The organism is Alkalicoccobacillus gibsonii, assembly GCF_016798245.1.
Taxonomy (GTDB): Bacteria; Bacillota; Bacilli; order Bacillales; family Bacillaceae_D; genus Alkalicoccobacillus; species Alkalicoccobacillus gibsonii.
This window is the reverse complement of the sequence record NZ_JAEUZA010000002.1, coordinates 786223-799229: the sequence shown is the minus strand read 5'-3', so window position 1 is coordinate 799229 and position 13007 is coordinate 786223. Positions and strand designations below refer to the sequence as shown.

At 39.9% G+C, this 13007-nt stretch carries 14 protein-coding genes; 2 read left to right on the top strand and 12 right to left on the bottom strand.

Annotation, left to right across the window (positions count from 1 at the left end):
* Nucleotides 1-248: 248 nt before the first annotated feature.
* The 4 genes from prfB to cspD form a co-directional block, all read right to left on the bottom strand.
* A protein-coding gene (prfB, locus tag JNO66_RS10640) for a peptide chain release factor 2 (RefSeq protein ID WP_203088218.1) occupies nt 249-1353 on the bottom strand; the annotation gives its coding sequence in 2 pieces (ribosomal slippage) (nt 249-1280 and nt 1282-1353; 1104 coding nt in all).
* A gap of 34 nt (nt 1354-1387) precedes the next feature.
* Nucleotides 1388-3910: a preprotein translocase subunit SecA gene (secA, locus tag JNO66_RS10635; RefSeq protein WP_203088217.1), complete on the bottom strand. Its 2523-nt coding sequence runs from the start codon at nt 3908-3910 to the stop codon at nt 1388-1390.
* 157 nt (nt 3911-4067) lie between these two features.
* On the bottom strand, nt 4068-4628 hold the full coding sequence (gene hpf / locus JNO66_RS10630; protein ID WP_203088216.1) for a ribosome hibernation-promoting factor, HPF/YfiA family: 561 nt from the start codon (nt 4626-4628) through the stop codon (nt 4068-4070).
* A gap of 163 nt (nt 4629-4791) precedes the next feature.
* Nucleotides 4792-4989, bottom strand: a complete 198-nt coding sequence (gene cspD / locus JNO66_RS10625) for a cold shock domain-containing protein (protein ID WP_203088215.1) — start codon at nt 4987-4989, stop codon at nt 4792-4794.
* Between the two features lie 406 nt (nt 4990-5395).
* Between cspD and JNO66_RS10620 the strand changes: the two genes are divergently transcribed.
* The gene (locus JNO66_RS10620; protein WP_203088214.1) at nt 5396-6364 is read left to right on the top strand and encodes a DUF6612 family protein; all 969 of its coding nucleotides are present in this window, start codon (nt 5396-5398) and stop codon (nt 6362-6364) included.
* A gap of 43 nt (nt 6365-6407) precedes the next feature.
* Here the strand turns inward: JNO66_RS10620 and JNO66_RS10615 are convergent, their stop codons facing one another.
* The 6 genes from JNO66_RS10615 to fliW form a co-directional block, all read right to left on the bottom strand.
* The gene (locus tag JNO66_RS10615; protein WP_203088213.1) at nt 6408-6767 is read right to left on the bottom strand and encodes a flagellar protein; all 360 of its coding nucleotides are present in this window, start codon (nt 6765-6767) and stop codon (nt 6408-6410) included.
* Nucleotides 6767-7168 carry a flagellar export chaperone FliS gene (gene fliS, locus JNO66_RS10610; RefSeq protein ID WP_203088212.1) on the bottom strand — a complete coding sequence of 134 codons (402 nt, stop codon included), beginning with the start codon at nt 7166-7168 and terminating at the stop codon, nt 6767-6769. The genes JNO66_RS10615 and fliS overlap by 1 nt, the downstream gene beginning before the upstream one ends.
* 28 nt (nt 7169-7196) lie before the next feature.
* A complete protein-coding gene (fliD, locus tag JNO66_RS10605; protein WP_203088211.1) occupies nt 7197-9182 on the bottom strand; it encodes a flagellar filament capping protein FliD in 1986 nt (661 codons plus the stop codon).
* Between the two features lie 105 nt (nt 9183-9287).
* Complete coding sequence (locus tag JNO66_RS10600; RefSeq protein ID WP_203088210.1) at nt 9288-9638, bottom strand: flagellar protein FlaG; 351 nt, start codon at nt 9636-9638, stop codon at nt 9288-9290.
* Nucleotides 9639-9714: 76 nt separating this feature from the next.
* Entirely contained in the window at nt 9715-9951 is a 237-nt protein-coding gene (csrA, locus tag JNO66_RS10595) for a carbon storage regulator CsrA (RefSeq protein WP_203088209.1), read from the bottom strand.
* A gap of 1 nt (nt 9952) precedes the next feature.
* On the bottom strand, nt 9953-10396 hold the full coding sequence (fliW, locus tag JNO66_RS10590) for a flagellar assembly protein FliW (RefSeq protein WP_203088208.1): 444 nt from the start codon (nt 10394-10396) through the stop codon (nt 9953-9955).
* A gap of 193 nt (nt 10397-10589) precedes the next feature.
* Between fliW and JNO66_RS10585 the strand changes: the two genes are divergently transcribed.
* A complete protein-coding gene (locus JNO66_RS10585) occupies nt 10590-11168 on the top strand; it encodes a hypothetical protein (RefSeq protein WP_203088207.1) in 579 nt (192 codons plus the stop codon).
* Nucleotides 11169-11271: 103 nt separating this feature from the next.
* On the opposite strand, the gene JNO66_RS10580 is transcribed toward JNO66_RS10585, so the two are convergent.
* Both JNO66_RS10580 and flgL read right to left on the bottom strand, forming a co-directional pair.
* Nucleotides 11272-11832, bottom strand: a complete 561-nt coding sequence (locus tag JNO66_RS10580) for a DUF6470 family protein (protein ID WP_203088206.1) — start codon at nt 11830-11832, stop codon at nt 11272-11274.
* 6 nt (nt 11833-11838) lie between these two features.
* Nucleotides 11839-12996, bottom strand: coding sequence for a flagellar hook-associated protein FlgL (flgL, locus tag JNO66_RS10575; protein WP_203088205.1), 1158 nt, complete (start codon nt 12994-12996; stop codon nt 11839-11841).
* Nucleotides 12997-13007 lie beyond the last annotated feature (11 nt).

Genomic DNA, 13007 nt, shown 5'->3' with positions numbered 1-13007 from the left:
AAATCACCCACGAAAACACGAACACAGCAAAATAACCGCTACAGGAGAATCCTTCGCACCCACAAGAACGGCCTCAGCCCCTTCCGCGGAAAAAACGCCGCTACAGTGTCTTTACCACGTTCTGTTCCGTAGGAGTCTCAGGTTCTCCCACCGCTCGTTTAGAAAAAAACGAATGGCGAATGATTCGCTAATTGAATCATTCGCCATTTTCTTGTTTATTTTTGAGTTATGTCCCAGCCTGTTTTGCTTTATAGTGCTAGGGATGAACGAAGATATGCATCAATAAATGGATCAAGATCTCCATCCATTACTGAGCTCGTATTCCCAATCTCATGATTCGTACGGTGATCTTTCACCATGCTGTACGGATGGAAAACATACGACCTGATCTGACTTCCCCACCCAATGTCTTTTTGCTCTCCACGAATTTCAGCTAATTCTTGCTGCTGTTCTTCAATCTTTAACTGATAAAGCTTTGCTTTCATCATTTTCATGGCTTGTTCACGGTTTTTGATCTGTGAACGTTCGTTTTGACACGTTACTACTGTGTTTGTAGGAATGTGCGTGATCCGTACGGCTGAATCGGTTGTATTAATATGCTGACCACCAGCCCCGCTCGCACGATACGTATCAACTTTAAGATCTTCCGTCGCCACTTCAATTTCTACATTTTCATCAAGCTCAGGCATCACTTCACATGAAACAAATGATGTATGTCTGCGACCTGATGAATCAAATGGAGAAATGCGGACAAGGCGGTGTACACCCTTTTCAGCTTTTAAATACCCATACGCGTTGTGGCCTTTAATAAGCAGTGTCACACTTTTTACACCCGCCTCGTCGCCAGGCAGATAGTTCATTGTTTCAACTTTAAAGCCCTTTTGATCTGCCCATCTTGTGTACATGCGAAGCAGCATGGAAGCCCAATCCTGAGACTCTGTCCCACCTGCACCTGGATGTAACTCCAAAATGGCGTTGTTTTTGTCATAAGGCTCACTTAGTAATAATTGCAACTCAAATTGATCAATGGTTTGAGAGAGTTCCCTTACTCCGTTTGCGAGCTCTGCCTCAAGCTCCTTATCAGACTCTTCCTTCACAAGTTCGTAAGAGACCTCAAGATCCTCATACGTTGACTCCATTGAAAGGAATGTATCTACTTGTTCTTTTAACCCGTTAGACTCGTTAATAACTCCTTGAGCAGTATCCTGGTCGTTCCAGAAATCCGGGTCAGTCATCTTTTCCTCTAATTCGGCAATACGTTCTTGCTTCTCATCAAGGTCAAAGAGACCCCCTGAAGTTTGTAATTCGCTTCTCAATTGAAGCAAGCTCTTGCTTAATTTCTACCATATCCATTGCGTATGACCCCCACAATTACCGTACCTGAATCTTATTGATTTTGGCCGCAGCAATTTTTATATTTTTTCCCGCTCCCGCAAATACACGGGTCATTCCTTCCAATCACTTCACCTTTTTGAATCGGACGTTTCTTTGGTTTCTTATCGCCTTCATCGGCGCTCTGTTGTACGGCTTTTCCTTCAGCCACTTTTTGACGCTCAAGGTTTTGTTGCACCTGTGCCTTCATAATATACATCGACACTTCTTCTTCAATAGCCGAAATCATCGCTTCAAACATCTCAAAGCCTTCAAAACGATATTCTCGTAAAGGATCATTTTGACCATATGCACGTAAGTGAATTCCTTGACGTAATTGGTCCATTTGGTCAATATGGTTCATCCATTTACGATCGACTGTGCGAAGCAAAATAACCTTCTCAAATTCTCGCATATTTTCAGGTGTGAACTGTTCTTCCTTCGCTTTATACGCTTGAAGTACTTTAGCTTGTACAATTTCAATGATCTCTGGCGTATCTTTTCCTTTTAGTTCTTGCTCTGTGAGTTCATCTTCACTTAGAAGTTGAGTGTTCATATAAGTGACAATCGCAGACAGATCCCAGTCTTCTTGAACTTCTGCTTCTGGTGTATGAAGCGTGACAACACGTTCGACCACAGATTTCATCATGTCTTCAACGATCTTGCTTAGGTTATCTGATTCAAGTAGCTCAAGTCTCTGTTTGTAAATAATTTCACGCTGTTCACGCATGACATCATCATACTGAAGAATTTGTTTACGTGCGTCAAAGTTATTTCCTTCTACACGTTTTTGAGCGGTTTCTACAGCCTTAGAAACAATTTTACTTTCAATCGGCTGATCCTCTTCCATTCCGAGTCGTTCCATCATCGATCTCATGTTATCTGATCCAAAGCGACGCATGAGTTCATCTTCCATGGAAAGATAAAATTGAGAAGAACCTGCATCCCCTTGACGTCCAGCACGACCACGAAGCTGGTTATCAATTCGTCTACTTTCATGACGCTCTGTTCCGAGTACATGGAGACCACCAAGATCAAGAACACCCTCACCTAGCTTGATGTCTGTTCCACGTCCAGCCATATTGGTAGCGATTGTAACGGCACCCTTCTGACCAGCATTTTCAATAATTTCCGCTTCACGCTCATGGTTTTTTGCGTTTAAGACATGGTGCGGGATCCGACGTTGCTTTAAATGTTTTGAAACGAGCTCAGAGGTCTCAACACTAACCGTACCTACAAGTACAGGCTGACCTGTTTGATGAAGCTCTTCAATTTTTAACACAACCGCACGGAATTTTGCTTCCATCGTTTTATAAATTAAATCTGCTTTATCATCCCTTGAAATCGGGCGGTTTGTTGGAACAACCATAACATCCATTCCGTAAATATTGCGGAATTCCTCTTCCTCTGTTTTGGCAGTACCCGTCATTCCCGCGAGCTTTTGATACATTCTAAAATAGTTTTGGAATGTAATTGAAGCAAGGGTCATGCTTTCTTTCTGAATCTGCATACCTTCTTTTGCTTCAATCGCTTGGTGAAGACCATCACTGTAGCGACGCCCCTTCATAAGACGACCTGTGAATTGGTCAACAATAACCACTTCGCCATCTTCTATGACATAGTCCTGATCGCGTTGCATCACGACGTGTGCTTTCAACGATTGATTTAAATGGTGGTTTAATTGAACATGCTTTTGGTCGTAGAGGTTTTCAATACGGAATGCACGCTCAGCTTTGTTGACGCCATCCTCTGTTAATTGAACCGTTTTTGCTTTTTCATCGAGTGTATAATCTGTATCAGCTTTTAACATACGGATAAAAGAGTTAGCTTGTACATAAAGCTGAGTTGATTTTTCAACCGAACCTGAAATGATAAGCGGTGTTCTCGCTTCATCAACTAAAATGGAATCGACCTCATCCACTAAAGCAAAAAACAATGGTCTTTGTACCATTTGTTCTTTAAACAGAACCATGTTATCTCTTAAGTAATCAAATCCTAATTCATTATTTGTACTATACGTAACATCCGCAGCATAGGCTTCTTGTTTTTCTTCCTTAGATAGTCCTGTTTCATTCAAGCCAACTTCAAGTCCTAAGAAGTTGAAGATTTGGCCGTACTTTTCCATATCACGGCGAGCAAGATAGTTATTCACCGTTACAAGATGAACACCTTTTCCAGCTAATGCATTTAAATAAACCGCCATGGTTCCAACGAGCGTTTTCCCTTCACCCGTTTTCATTTCAGAGATGTTTCCTTGATGAAGACCAATGGCACCTAGAACTTGAACTCGATACGGAAATTCATTAATAACGCGGCCTGCCGCTTCCCTTGCCACCGCAAATGCCTCAACTAATAACTCGTCGAGCGTTTCACCGTCTTCAATTCGTTTCTTAAATGTAACAGTCTTTTGTTTAAGTTCATCATCAGACAATTTTTTCATATCGTCTGCTAGAGCTTCTATTTTATCAACAATTCGTTCGTTTTTTTTCAATTGCTTCTGACTTGGATCACCAATGACCTTTTTTAATAGACCTATCATGGAACTCGTCCTCTCTTCCTTTTGCCTACTTCTTCATCTAAGGCAAATCACACTACAGTTAAAGCCTATTTTATCAGTTTAAATGAAGCCTTACAAGATGGTAGGCTGCCAACCTCAAAAAGGACACGAGTTTCCTCGCGTCCTCTACATTCTATGTTTAGGCTTCTGGCTCAATCAATCCGTACTTTCCATCCTTGCGACGGTAAACAACACTAGTGTCTCCACCCTCAGCATTTGAAAAGACAAAGAAGTTATGGCCTAGCATGTCCATTTGTAAAATAGCCTCTTCAGCATCCATTGGCTTAAGATTAAAGCGTTTTGTACGAACCACTTCAAGCTCATCATCGGATTCTACTTCTTGTGGTTCACCCTCTAACGGCTCAAGTTCATTCTTAAACATATATTTCAGACTGCCTTCCTGTCTGAACTTACGGTTAACCTTTGTTTTATGTTTGCGAATTTGTCGTTCGAGCTTTTCAATGACCTTGTCAATTGCTGCATACATGTCGGAATGACTTTCTTCACCACGTAATAAAAGCTGTGGCATCGGAATGGTTACTTCAATTGCTTGTTGGCTGTTAATCACTGATAGCTTGACATTGACATCCGCAACCGGAGTTGTGTCAAAATAACGCTCAAGCTTACCTACCTTTTTTTCTACGTAGTCGCGAAGAGCTGGAGTTACTTCGATGTTCTCGCCACGAATATTATAATTCATTAAGAACGCCTCCTTTATATCTATACATTAACATATACCCTTAACAAATGCTCACATAAACATTATGAAAAATTTAGAAAACTCACAAAACAAAAAAACCTGCCCGAAGACAGGTTTTGTAGTTATTTAGCAATGATTCATTTCCTAAACCCAGGAATGTGAATTAAAGCTTTTCGACATTAGAAGCTTGAGGTCCACGAGCACCTTCAACGATTTCGAACTCAACTTCTTGACCTTCGTCAAGAGATTTGAATCCTTCTGCATTGATAGCTGAGAAGTGTACGAATACGTCATCCCCATCTTCACGTTCGATGAAACCAAATCCTTTTTCTGCATTAAACCATTTTACTTTTCCTTGCATGCTTCACATTCCCTTCGTAACTTAATTCATGTGGTCTTTCCACGCTTTTAATATATCAGTGCACTATGTTAATGTCAAACGCTATAGCAAGGCTAAAATCGTCTAAGTTTGAGGATTCCTGACGATTTTCAAAATAACTTCTGGTAACGCTTTCTTTTATATCAAGGGTTTCACACGTTTTTTCATCTTATTTACATGTTCTAAGACACTAGCAAAAAATGTCGAAAAGTTTTCGTAGATTTATAGAAAAATAGAATTTTGAAATATGAGACCTTTTACCTGTTGGTTTATATTGGGTATGTTTGGTACCATGTTACATGTTGAAAGTTGGTTTGATTTTCATATTATAGGGTAATTGAAAAAGGTATTTATGTCTGAGATTAATTAACAACATGGGGGAATTAACATGAAAAAGATCAAATGGCTAGTAACAGGATTAGCGTGCACTGTAGCTTTGGTTGCATGCGGCAGCAATGATGCAACAACAGAGGAGAACGATGACGCTAACAGTGAGACAGAAGTAGCAGCTAGTGACGAAGGTACTCAAGAAGATGCAACTGAAGAGACTGAAGAAGAAAACAGCACGGAAGATGCTAAGTCAATTCTTGAGCAATCCATTAATGTAATGAATGATGTTGAAAGCTTCAGCATGGACTTTACAATGGATCAGGACATTGAAATGGAAGGCGAGGAACCACTTAAAACGTCAACCAATTTAAAAATGGACGCCATTCAGAAACCACTTTCTTTCTATCAAGTTGTTCAAACACCAGATCCAATGACTGGTGAAGTATTAGATATGGAGCAATATTTTGTAGATGGTGAAATCTATACGTATGAGCCTACTCAAGACATGTGGATTAAAATGTCTGGAGATTTAATTGGTATGAATGACATCGAAGATTTAGAAATGTCACCAGATGAGCAGCTTGAAACACTACTCAACTTTGCTGATGATATTACTGTTGAAGAAGATGGCGATCGTTATGCATTAACAATTAACGGATCAGGAAACGATTTGAAGGACCTAGCTCAAGAATTAGCAAATGCTGAAACGGATGCCACAATGCAAGCTGAAACGGATCAGCTTTTCGAAGGGATGAACATTTCTAAACTCGATTATGTCCTTTATATCAATAAGGAAACTTACTATCAAGAAGAGATGAAAATGAACCTTGATATGGAAATGGATTCTGAAGGCGATTCAATTAAGATTTCTCAAGTTTCAAACGGTATTTTTGATAAATTTAATGAGATTGATGAAATAACTGTGCCAAGTGAAGCGCTTGATAACGCAGTTGAAATGACTGAAGAAGATCTTGGCAGCATGGGCGGAGAATGGGAATCAACAGAAGAAGAAAGCGATAACGAGTAATTCAAAAAGCGTGGAGACCAGATAACTGATTTCCACGCTTTTGTTATACGCCTCTTTTATCAAAGAAAGCTCCGTCTGTCATGCCTTCATATGGTTGCTCGTACTTTCGACCTGTCTCTTTCTTAAGGTGAAGCTGATGCAAATCATTTCGAATGAGTTGTTGAAGTATAAGGAGATTCGCTTGAAAGGTTTTATTTTGCTTGATAACCTCATCTCTCAACTCATCCATTGCTGGGTCCTTCGAGTCATCCGCTAACTGCTCAATCAGTCTTCCTCGTTCGATTAAGCCCTCATCTAATGTCTGTATAAAAGCCATTCGCTCATCATCACCTGACGGAAGACCTGAATCAACATGTTTTTGGAGCTCAGCCGTCTGTTTAAAGAGCTGAGTTAAAATTGACATTAGGCCTGTCCGCCAGACCCATGTCGCTTTTGACGGTCAATTTGAATAACCTGCTTCCAGGTATCTCGAAATTCTATAACAAATCCTTCTGCATCCTTTAATGCCTGCTGGTCGTTTTTCACATTAGCATCAATGAGTTTTGAAAGAATAAATTCATACATTCTGTTCATATTCTTTCCTACTTCATCCTCTGCTTTTAACGTTACCATTAACTCGCGAATAATATTTTGTGCTTTAGTTAAGTACATATTTCTTCGTTCAACATCGTTCTCAACCATCGCTTTGTCGGCTTGATGAATGAATTTTAAGCAGCCATTATAAAGCATTAGTGTAAGCTCTCCTGGACTTGCTGTATTTAATGCATTTTGTTTATATGCTGATTGCATTGTTGATACGGCCATCTCATTCCAACTCCTCTTCTAATTAAAATCAACCATTACCCATCAGCTGCGACATAAGCATGTCCCCTTGGTTGTTTGCTCGTTGGACTGCCGCCTCCATGGCATTAAACTGTGCCCAATACCGTTTTTCTTTTTGTTCTAATCTCATCTCAAACGTTTTAATTCGTTTATCGATATCATTTAACTCGCGACCAATCGCAAATTGATGATTCTGTGCGTACCCAGCACCACCTGCTGTTTTGGAAATCGAATCAACAGTTGTAGAAATCGAGTTTCGGAGCCTTCTGGCAATTCCTTGCTCCCCTGGCGTTGCACCATCAGCATTAAAAAGATCAAACACCCCATCAGGGTCCTTCTCAATCGCCGCCCTTAGCTTGTCCTCATTAATCTCCAATTTGCCTCTCGACATATAGTCGCTCGACGTCGTAATCCCAATTGCAGATAAATGGGTAAACTCAGTATCTGTTCCTGTATTCACTGGCTGATACAGTACTTGGCGCATTTGATCAAAGCTTCCTCTAAGCAATGGATCATTACGCAGATGACCTGCTCGTGCTTTTTCTTCCCAGCGCTCCGCTTCCTTATCAGATAGTCCGTCACGCTCTTCCTCCGTTAACGGATCAAAGTCACGATTACGTGTTTCTGTTAACTTTCCATTTACATGCTCAAGAAGTTCATTGTATTTTTTAACAAACTCTTTGACTGTGTCGACTACAGAATCTACGTCTGTTGAAGCATTTAAAGTAACAGCTTTTCCTTCAGTAAATGTATCTTTAAGTGTAACCGTCATACCGCTGATGGTGAAGGTATTTGTGCGGCGTTCGGTTTCGAGACCGTTGACAGTGAAGGAGGCGTTGGAGCCTGATTTTTCGTTTTCATTCTTCAGTTTAAGAGTCTCTGTCATAAACGAACCTGAAAAGACCATTTCTTTCCCTGCATTATAAACCCCAGTCTCCTTACGCGTAACTGAGATCTGCCCCGTATGATCGTCAAAAAACATATTGACTCCAGCGTTTGAATCATTAAAACTCTTCATCACAGAATCAAGTGATTGGGAGTCCGTGAAAAGAAATCTTGCATGAACGGTTTCATTCTTATCGTTCACAGTGTCTACGCCAGCCGTTGTATATTCTTGAGTATATTCTATTGTTATATTATCTTTAGGTTCCAATCCTTCTTTAAAAGTAATTTGTCCGGTCTTTTCATTTACTTCGTAGTCAGCATCACTAATTGTTGCATCTTTGGTTTTTATTACTACATCACTAATATTTTTAACCCCAACATTAAAGACAGCCTTAGGCTTTGCTCCCTCAGCAGGCGCTGTGTAAGTGAAAGCTTTTTCGGCTTTTTCTGCGGCATAGGTAACATCCACTGTAGCATTGCTATTAAATCCTTCATGAAATGAAAGTTTATCACCACTGATTCTTACTTGACCTTCACCAAGCTCAGTAACCTCATCACCGACCACTTCCATTGTTTTTCCGTTAATTTTTACTACTATACTCTCTTTGTCTAAAGGTGAAGCTTTTAACTGGGCTTCTTTTTCACCAGCTTTAAGTGAGAACTTTTCGTTACGGATTCCACCTGTTTTCCATTCGAAACCTTCAGCAAATGAACCATTAAGGTCTTTTAATGAAGATGTAGACGTTTTAAGTTCTGCATCACTTTTAAAAACTGAACCTACACTTTTATTAGATGCCGATGTAGCCAACCGCTCCACTTTCGATATCGAAAACGATGTATTCCCAATATTCGAACTTGCTGTCGCTGTTATTAAGTCTGAATTTGAACTCTGTACCGTTCTTTTTTTCATGACAGAGCTTCTCATCATTGTATCAAAAATCGAGTCACTGAATGTGCGTAGTTTAAGGTTGATTTCACGATAATCTTCCATCTTCCATTCAAGTGTCGATTGTTTTTTCACTATTTTATTTAGAGGCATCCGTTCTGCTCTCATTAAGTCTTTTACGATTTGATCAATATCCATTCCTGTAGCCATACCGCTCAAACGCATCAATTGTATTCACCTCGTAAGTTTTATTCGCTATCTTTAATATCGGCTTTCTAAATGAGAGCTTAAGTGAAAACAAAAAAAGAGCGTCACTTTTTATGCGCTCTCTTATACTCGTTCATCTACAATTAGTCCAGCGTTTTTTAACATAGATGCAACCATATCGAGAAATTCCTCTGGTGGAATCTCTTTTACGACTTCTTTTGTTTGCTGGTCTACTACTTGAACATAAATCCGGTCTAAATCTTTGTGCATGTTAAATTTAATTGAAGTTGGAGTGGTGCTAAGTAAATCATTCATACTATCAATTTGATTGTCTATCGTTGATTCCGTGATCGCTTGTTGACTAAATGGTGCGCTTACCCTGTTTTGTTCTGGTGGTTTTTGCTTTAGGTCCGACTTCACAACAGGTTGAGATCGAACGACATCTGGAATAGCTGAATTTGAATGAATGTCCATGTTCACATACTCCTCATTAGTAGACTGTAATTGCATCTACTAGCTTTATCGGACACCCATATCATTCGCTTAAGACTTACCTATCAATATGCAACTTTGGTAGGACTTCTTTCAATTGGTCTAGAGACAGTTGATTGACCGCTTCGGTATTTTCTTGTTGAATCGCTAAATAAATTTCTTTTCTATGTATATCAATGTGTCTTGGGGCATTGATTCCTAGCTTTACTTGCTCTCCTTCAATTGCCAAGATTGATATAGAAATGTCTTCACCAATTTGAATATGTTCGTTCTTCTTTCGTGTGAGTACTAGCATATTACTCACTCCCCTTTTTAACAGGTTCAAACAGTGCATGCTTTGTATGATAAATTGAATCATTTGTAAACACTTGTTTTCCAATCTTTGAAACCGTATTAATGATTACTGGAGCTTGAAGATTTGCAGTTGTTTGATCGAACGGATTTTGAACAGTTAATAGAACGTAAACAGCAACGTCTGCTTCTTGCTTGATTTCAAGCTGAGTGATGGTTGATTCGGATAATTCAACTTGATAATCAGGCATATATTGAAAAGGGGAAACCGTAATAAAGGCTACTTCTGGGGTTTGGACAGATTGCAACACATAGAAAGGTGTGCCTTTGTCAAATGGAAGTAATACAAAGGTTTTTAGGTTCTCAAAAGCAGGTAACCCAGTAGGCATGTTAATCAATTCATCTTCAGAAATCGTTACCTCACCGAAATATTTTGATTGTATATTCAAATCACTCATCCTTTTTTTCTTGTCATCCTCTAAAGTATAGGGAAACAAACCGATAACAATCAAGAGAAGATTCATTCATAAGTAAATTCCAAAAAAGTTCATTATTTTGAAAAAAGTTGAAGGGTTTTGGCGTCTTATGTTGAATCTACTACTATAGCCCTGTAATTTACGCATTACAAAAGGAGTACACCTCGTGACTATTACCTCACTTTCAAACCAATACCAGCACTCTGCGCACTTGTTCTGTTATGATTCCTGGCGTATTCCAAGCTCATTCTATTCATATGAGGATAATTGTTTATTCACGGGCGAAATGCAAGAAACGTTTAGAGTAGGATCGAACCACTCTGCAAGCCTATTTGTTCAGTGCGAGCAGAAATCCCATTCGTTACTCGTTATTGCGCATGTTAGAAAAGAATTTTACCAAAGCCCACAATTTATTCAGTCCCTGTCAGACGCGTTTTCGGCACTCGACAGAGTCAGCTCACAACCATTGAATGTTTGTGGAATCATCATCTACGATCCAACACATCGCATAATTGTTAAGACCTTCAACTATCTTGATTCTACTGACGTCCGTGAATTTATGGTGTATCCATTCTTCCCTCTTGAAACCATTCCTGTTAAGTCCCCGCCACCAGATTTAACACTATCTTTCGAGAGAGTGATTGGAAACACGCGACAACCTTATTTGTTTGATGACTTACAGGTAACAGCAGAATCAGCATTGAACATGGCATCACACTTTTATCGTTCTATCCTCGGGCTGTAGGTGATGGTCCGATAATTATTGTTTGAGTATTCTTTATTATCGGATATTGGTTTGGATCGATAAGAAACAGCAGCCTACTCTCCTATGGCTGCTGTTTCTTTTTTTATGCTTGGTCTATTTTGAATGAAATCGATGGTTGCTGAACCATCTGTTGGGTGATCGTCCACTTAGGTATATCCAACTTAACCGGGGTAGGAGTTACTTGGATGGAAAGCTCTGAATTTGGTGCGTCTATTTGGAGTTTTCCTGGTTGCACTTGTATCTTCACACGATCAATTGAATGCGGCATATATGCAATCGTGCTTGAGGGAGGTGCTGCTTGATTCTGCTGCTCTGCTAGTCTTGCAAATGTAACGCCTCGTTCGATTCTCGTCAATTGCTTTCCTTCTTGAGCCTTTGCCGCTACATATTCACTCGCTGACGCTTGACCTTTTGCTGCCCATTCAGCAGCTAACTGAGTCGTTGGCTTTAAATTTGCTTCCGCAAAAGCCTTTGTCTGATCGATAAATAATGTCGCTGCTTCTTGGCTGATCTTAAGCGTGTCTGAACCGCTTTTATGAATCTTTAAATCAGCTGGCCCTTGTTCCATTTTCATAGATGGTCGAGAGGTTCTCATCTGTAGCTTAGCATCAGTGGTTTGAATCTGAATTTGACTCGTGATCATACCAACCTACCTTAAGAAGTCCATAAGGGAAGGTTGAATGATACGAGCGCCTGAAGACATAGCAATACGATGAACATTTTCAGCCATAATTAAATTCATGATCGTTTCTTCAATATCCACATCTTCATTGTTTGTCATCATCTTTTTTAAATTTGCATCTTGATCTTCTAGTCGATTGGTCATCATTTCAATACGATTTAATCGTACACCTACTTCCGACCTCTCTGATACGAAATTAGAGTGATGCTGATCGATACTTGTAATAAAAGACGTCAGATCTTCCCCTGTTGTGTTAGGGTCCTTTAAGATCGCTTCTAAACGAGTGATCTCTCCAAATAATTCTGCGGAAAAAAGGTCACTTCCCTGAACATTAACTGGAATGTGAATGCCTTTATTTACTTCAATTGTTACATCCTGTGTGTTCATGGAGATCGCTCGGTTCTCAATAGTGGCTAGCTGGTTTACCTCTACTTCTTCTATGGTTCCACCATTTGCTGGACTGCTGAAAGTGATAGAGGGATTCTCCTCGTCTTCGAAGTTGATTGTAAGTAACACACGATCGTCTTCATCCAACTCCTGACCGATCTGACGTATATCTTGAAAAACATACGTCCCATCTTCACCTTCTACAAAACGAAAGCTTTGATTGTTGTACACAACCGTGTACTCTTCAGCATTTGCCCCCTCTAAAAGAGGGCCGATTCCCATTGCAATGACGGCATCCTTCTGAATAGGTGCTGTGTCTGTATTCGCTCCATTAAATAAATAGCGATTATCTACTTTAGAATTCCCGAGATCCTGCATATATTGTTTAAGCTGACCGATCTCTTTTGCTATATTATCGCGTTGTCCTTCATCGTACGTATCATTCGATGCTTGAATGGTTAGATCTGAGATTCGCTTTAAAATCTGCGCTCCCTGATCTAATACGCCTTCTGAATGGTCTAGCCAGTTTTGGGCTTCTGATATGTTTCGTTTAAACTGACTAATCTCGGCTGAAGCTTGTCTGTGCTGTAAACCCTTCATCGCAATAACCGGGTCTTGAGATACACGCGTAATCCGCTTTCCAGTTGTTAATTGATCCTGTAGCTTTCCTAACTGCGAATATCCTTGGTTAATATGCCTCATTGTATTAGCTGAAAGCATTTGTTGAGTAACTCTCATTTTAAATCCTC

What these genes read in the sequence shown, in the direction of transcription:
- JNO66_RS10615 (WP_203088213.1), bottom strand. Translation starts at nt 6,767, where the DNA reads ATGTCAATTTTAACTCAGCTCTTTAAACAGACGGCTGAGCTCCAAAAA.
- fliS (WP_203088212.1), bottom strand. Translation starts at nt 7,168, where the DNA reads ATGGCCGTATCAACAATGCAATCAGCATATAAACAAAATGCATTAAAT.
- fliD (WP_203088211.1), bottom strand. Translation starts at nt 9,182, where the DNA reads ATGCGTTTGAGCGGTATGGCTACAGGAATGGATATTGATCAAATCGTA.
- JNO66_RS10580 (WP_203088206.1), bottom strand. Translation starts at nt 11,832, where the DNA reads ATGATCACGAGTCAAATTCAGATTCAAACCACTGATGCTAAGCTACAG.
- JNO66_RS10620 (WP_203088214.1), top strand. Translation starts at nt 5,396, where the DNA reads ATGAAAAAGATCAAATGGCTAGTAACAGGATTAGCGTGCACTGTAGCT.
- flgL (WP_203088205.1), bottom strand. Translation starts at nt 12,996, where the DNA reads ATGAGAGTTACTCAACAAATGCTTTCAGCTAATACAATGAGGCATATT.
- JNO66_RS10600 (WP_203088210.1), bottom strand. Translation starts at nt 9,638, where the DNA reads ATGGACATTCATTCAAATTCAGCTATTCCAGATGTCGTTCGATCTCAA.
- hpf (WP_203088216.1), bottom strand. Translation starts at nt 4,628, where the DNA reads ATGAATTATAATATTCGTGGCGAGAACATCGAAGTAACTCCAGCTCTT.
- secA (WP_203088217.1), bottom strand. Translation starts at nt 3,910, where the DNA reads ATGATAGGTCTATTAAAAAAGGTCATTGGTGATCCAAGTCAGAAGCAA.
- cspD (WP_203088215.1), bottom strand. Translation starts at nt 4,989, where the DNA reads ATGCAAGGAAAAGTAAAATGGTTTAATGCAGAAAAAGGATTTGGTTTC.
- csrA (WP_203088209.1), bottom strand. Translation starts at nt 9,951, where the DNA reads ATGCTAGTACTCACACGAAAGAAGAACGAACATATTCAAATTGGTGAA.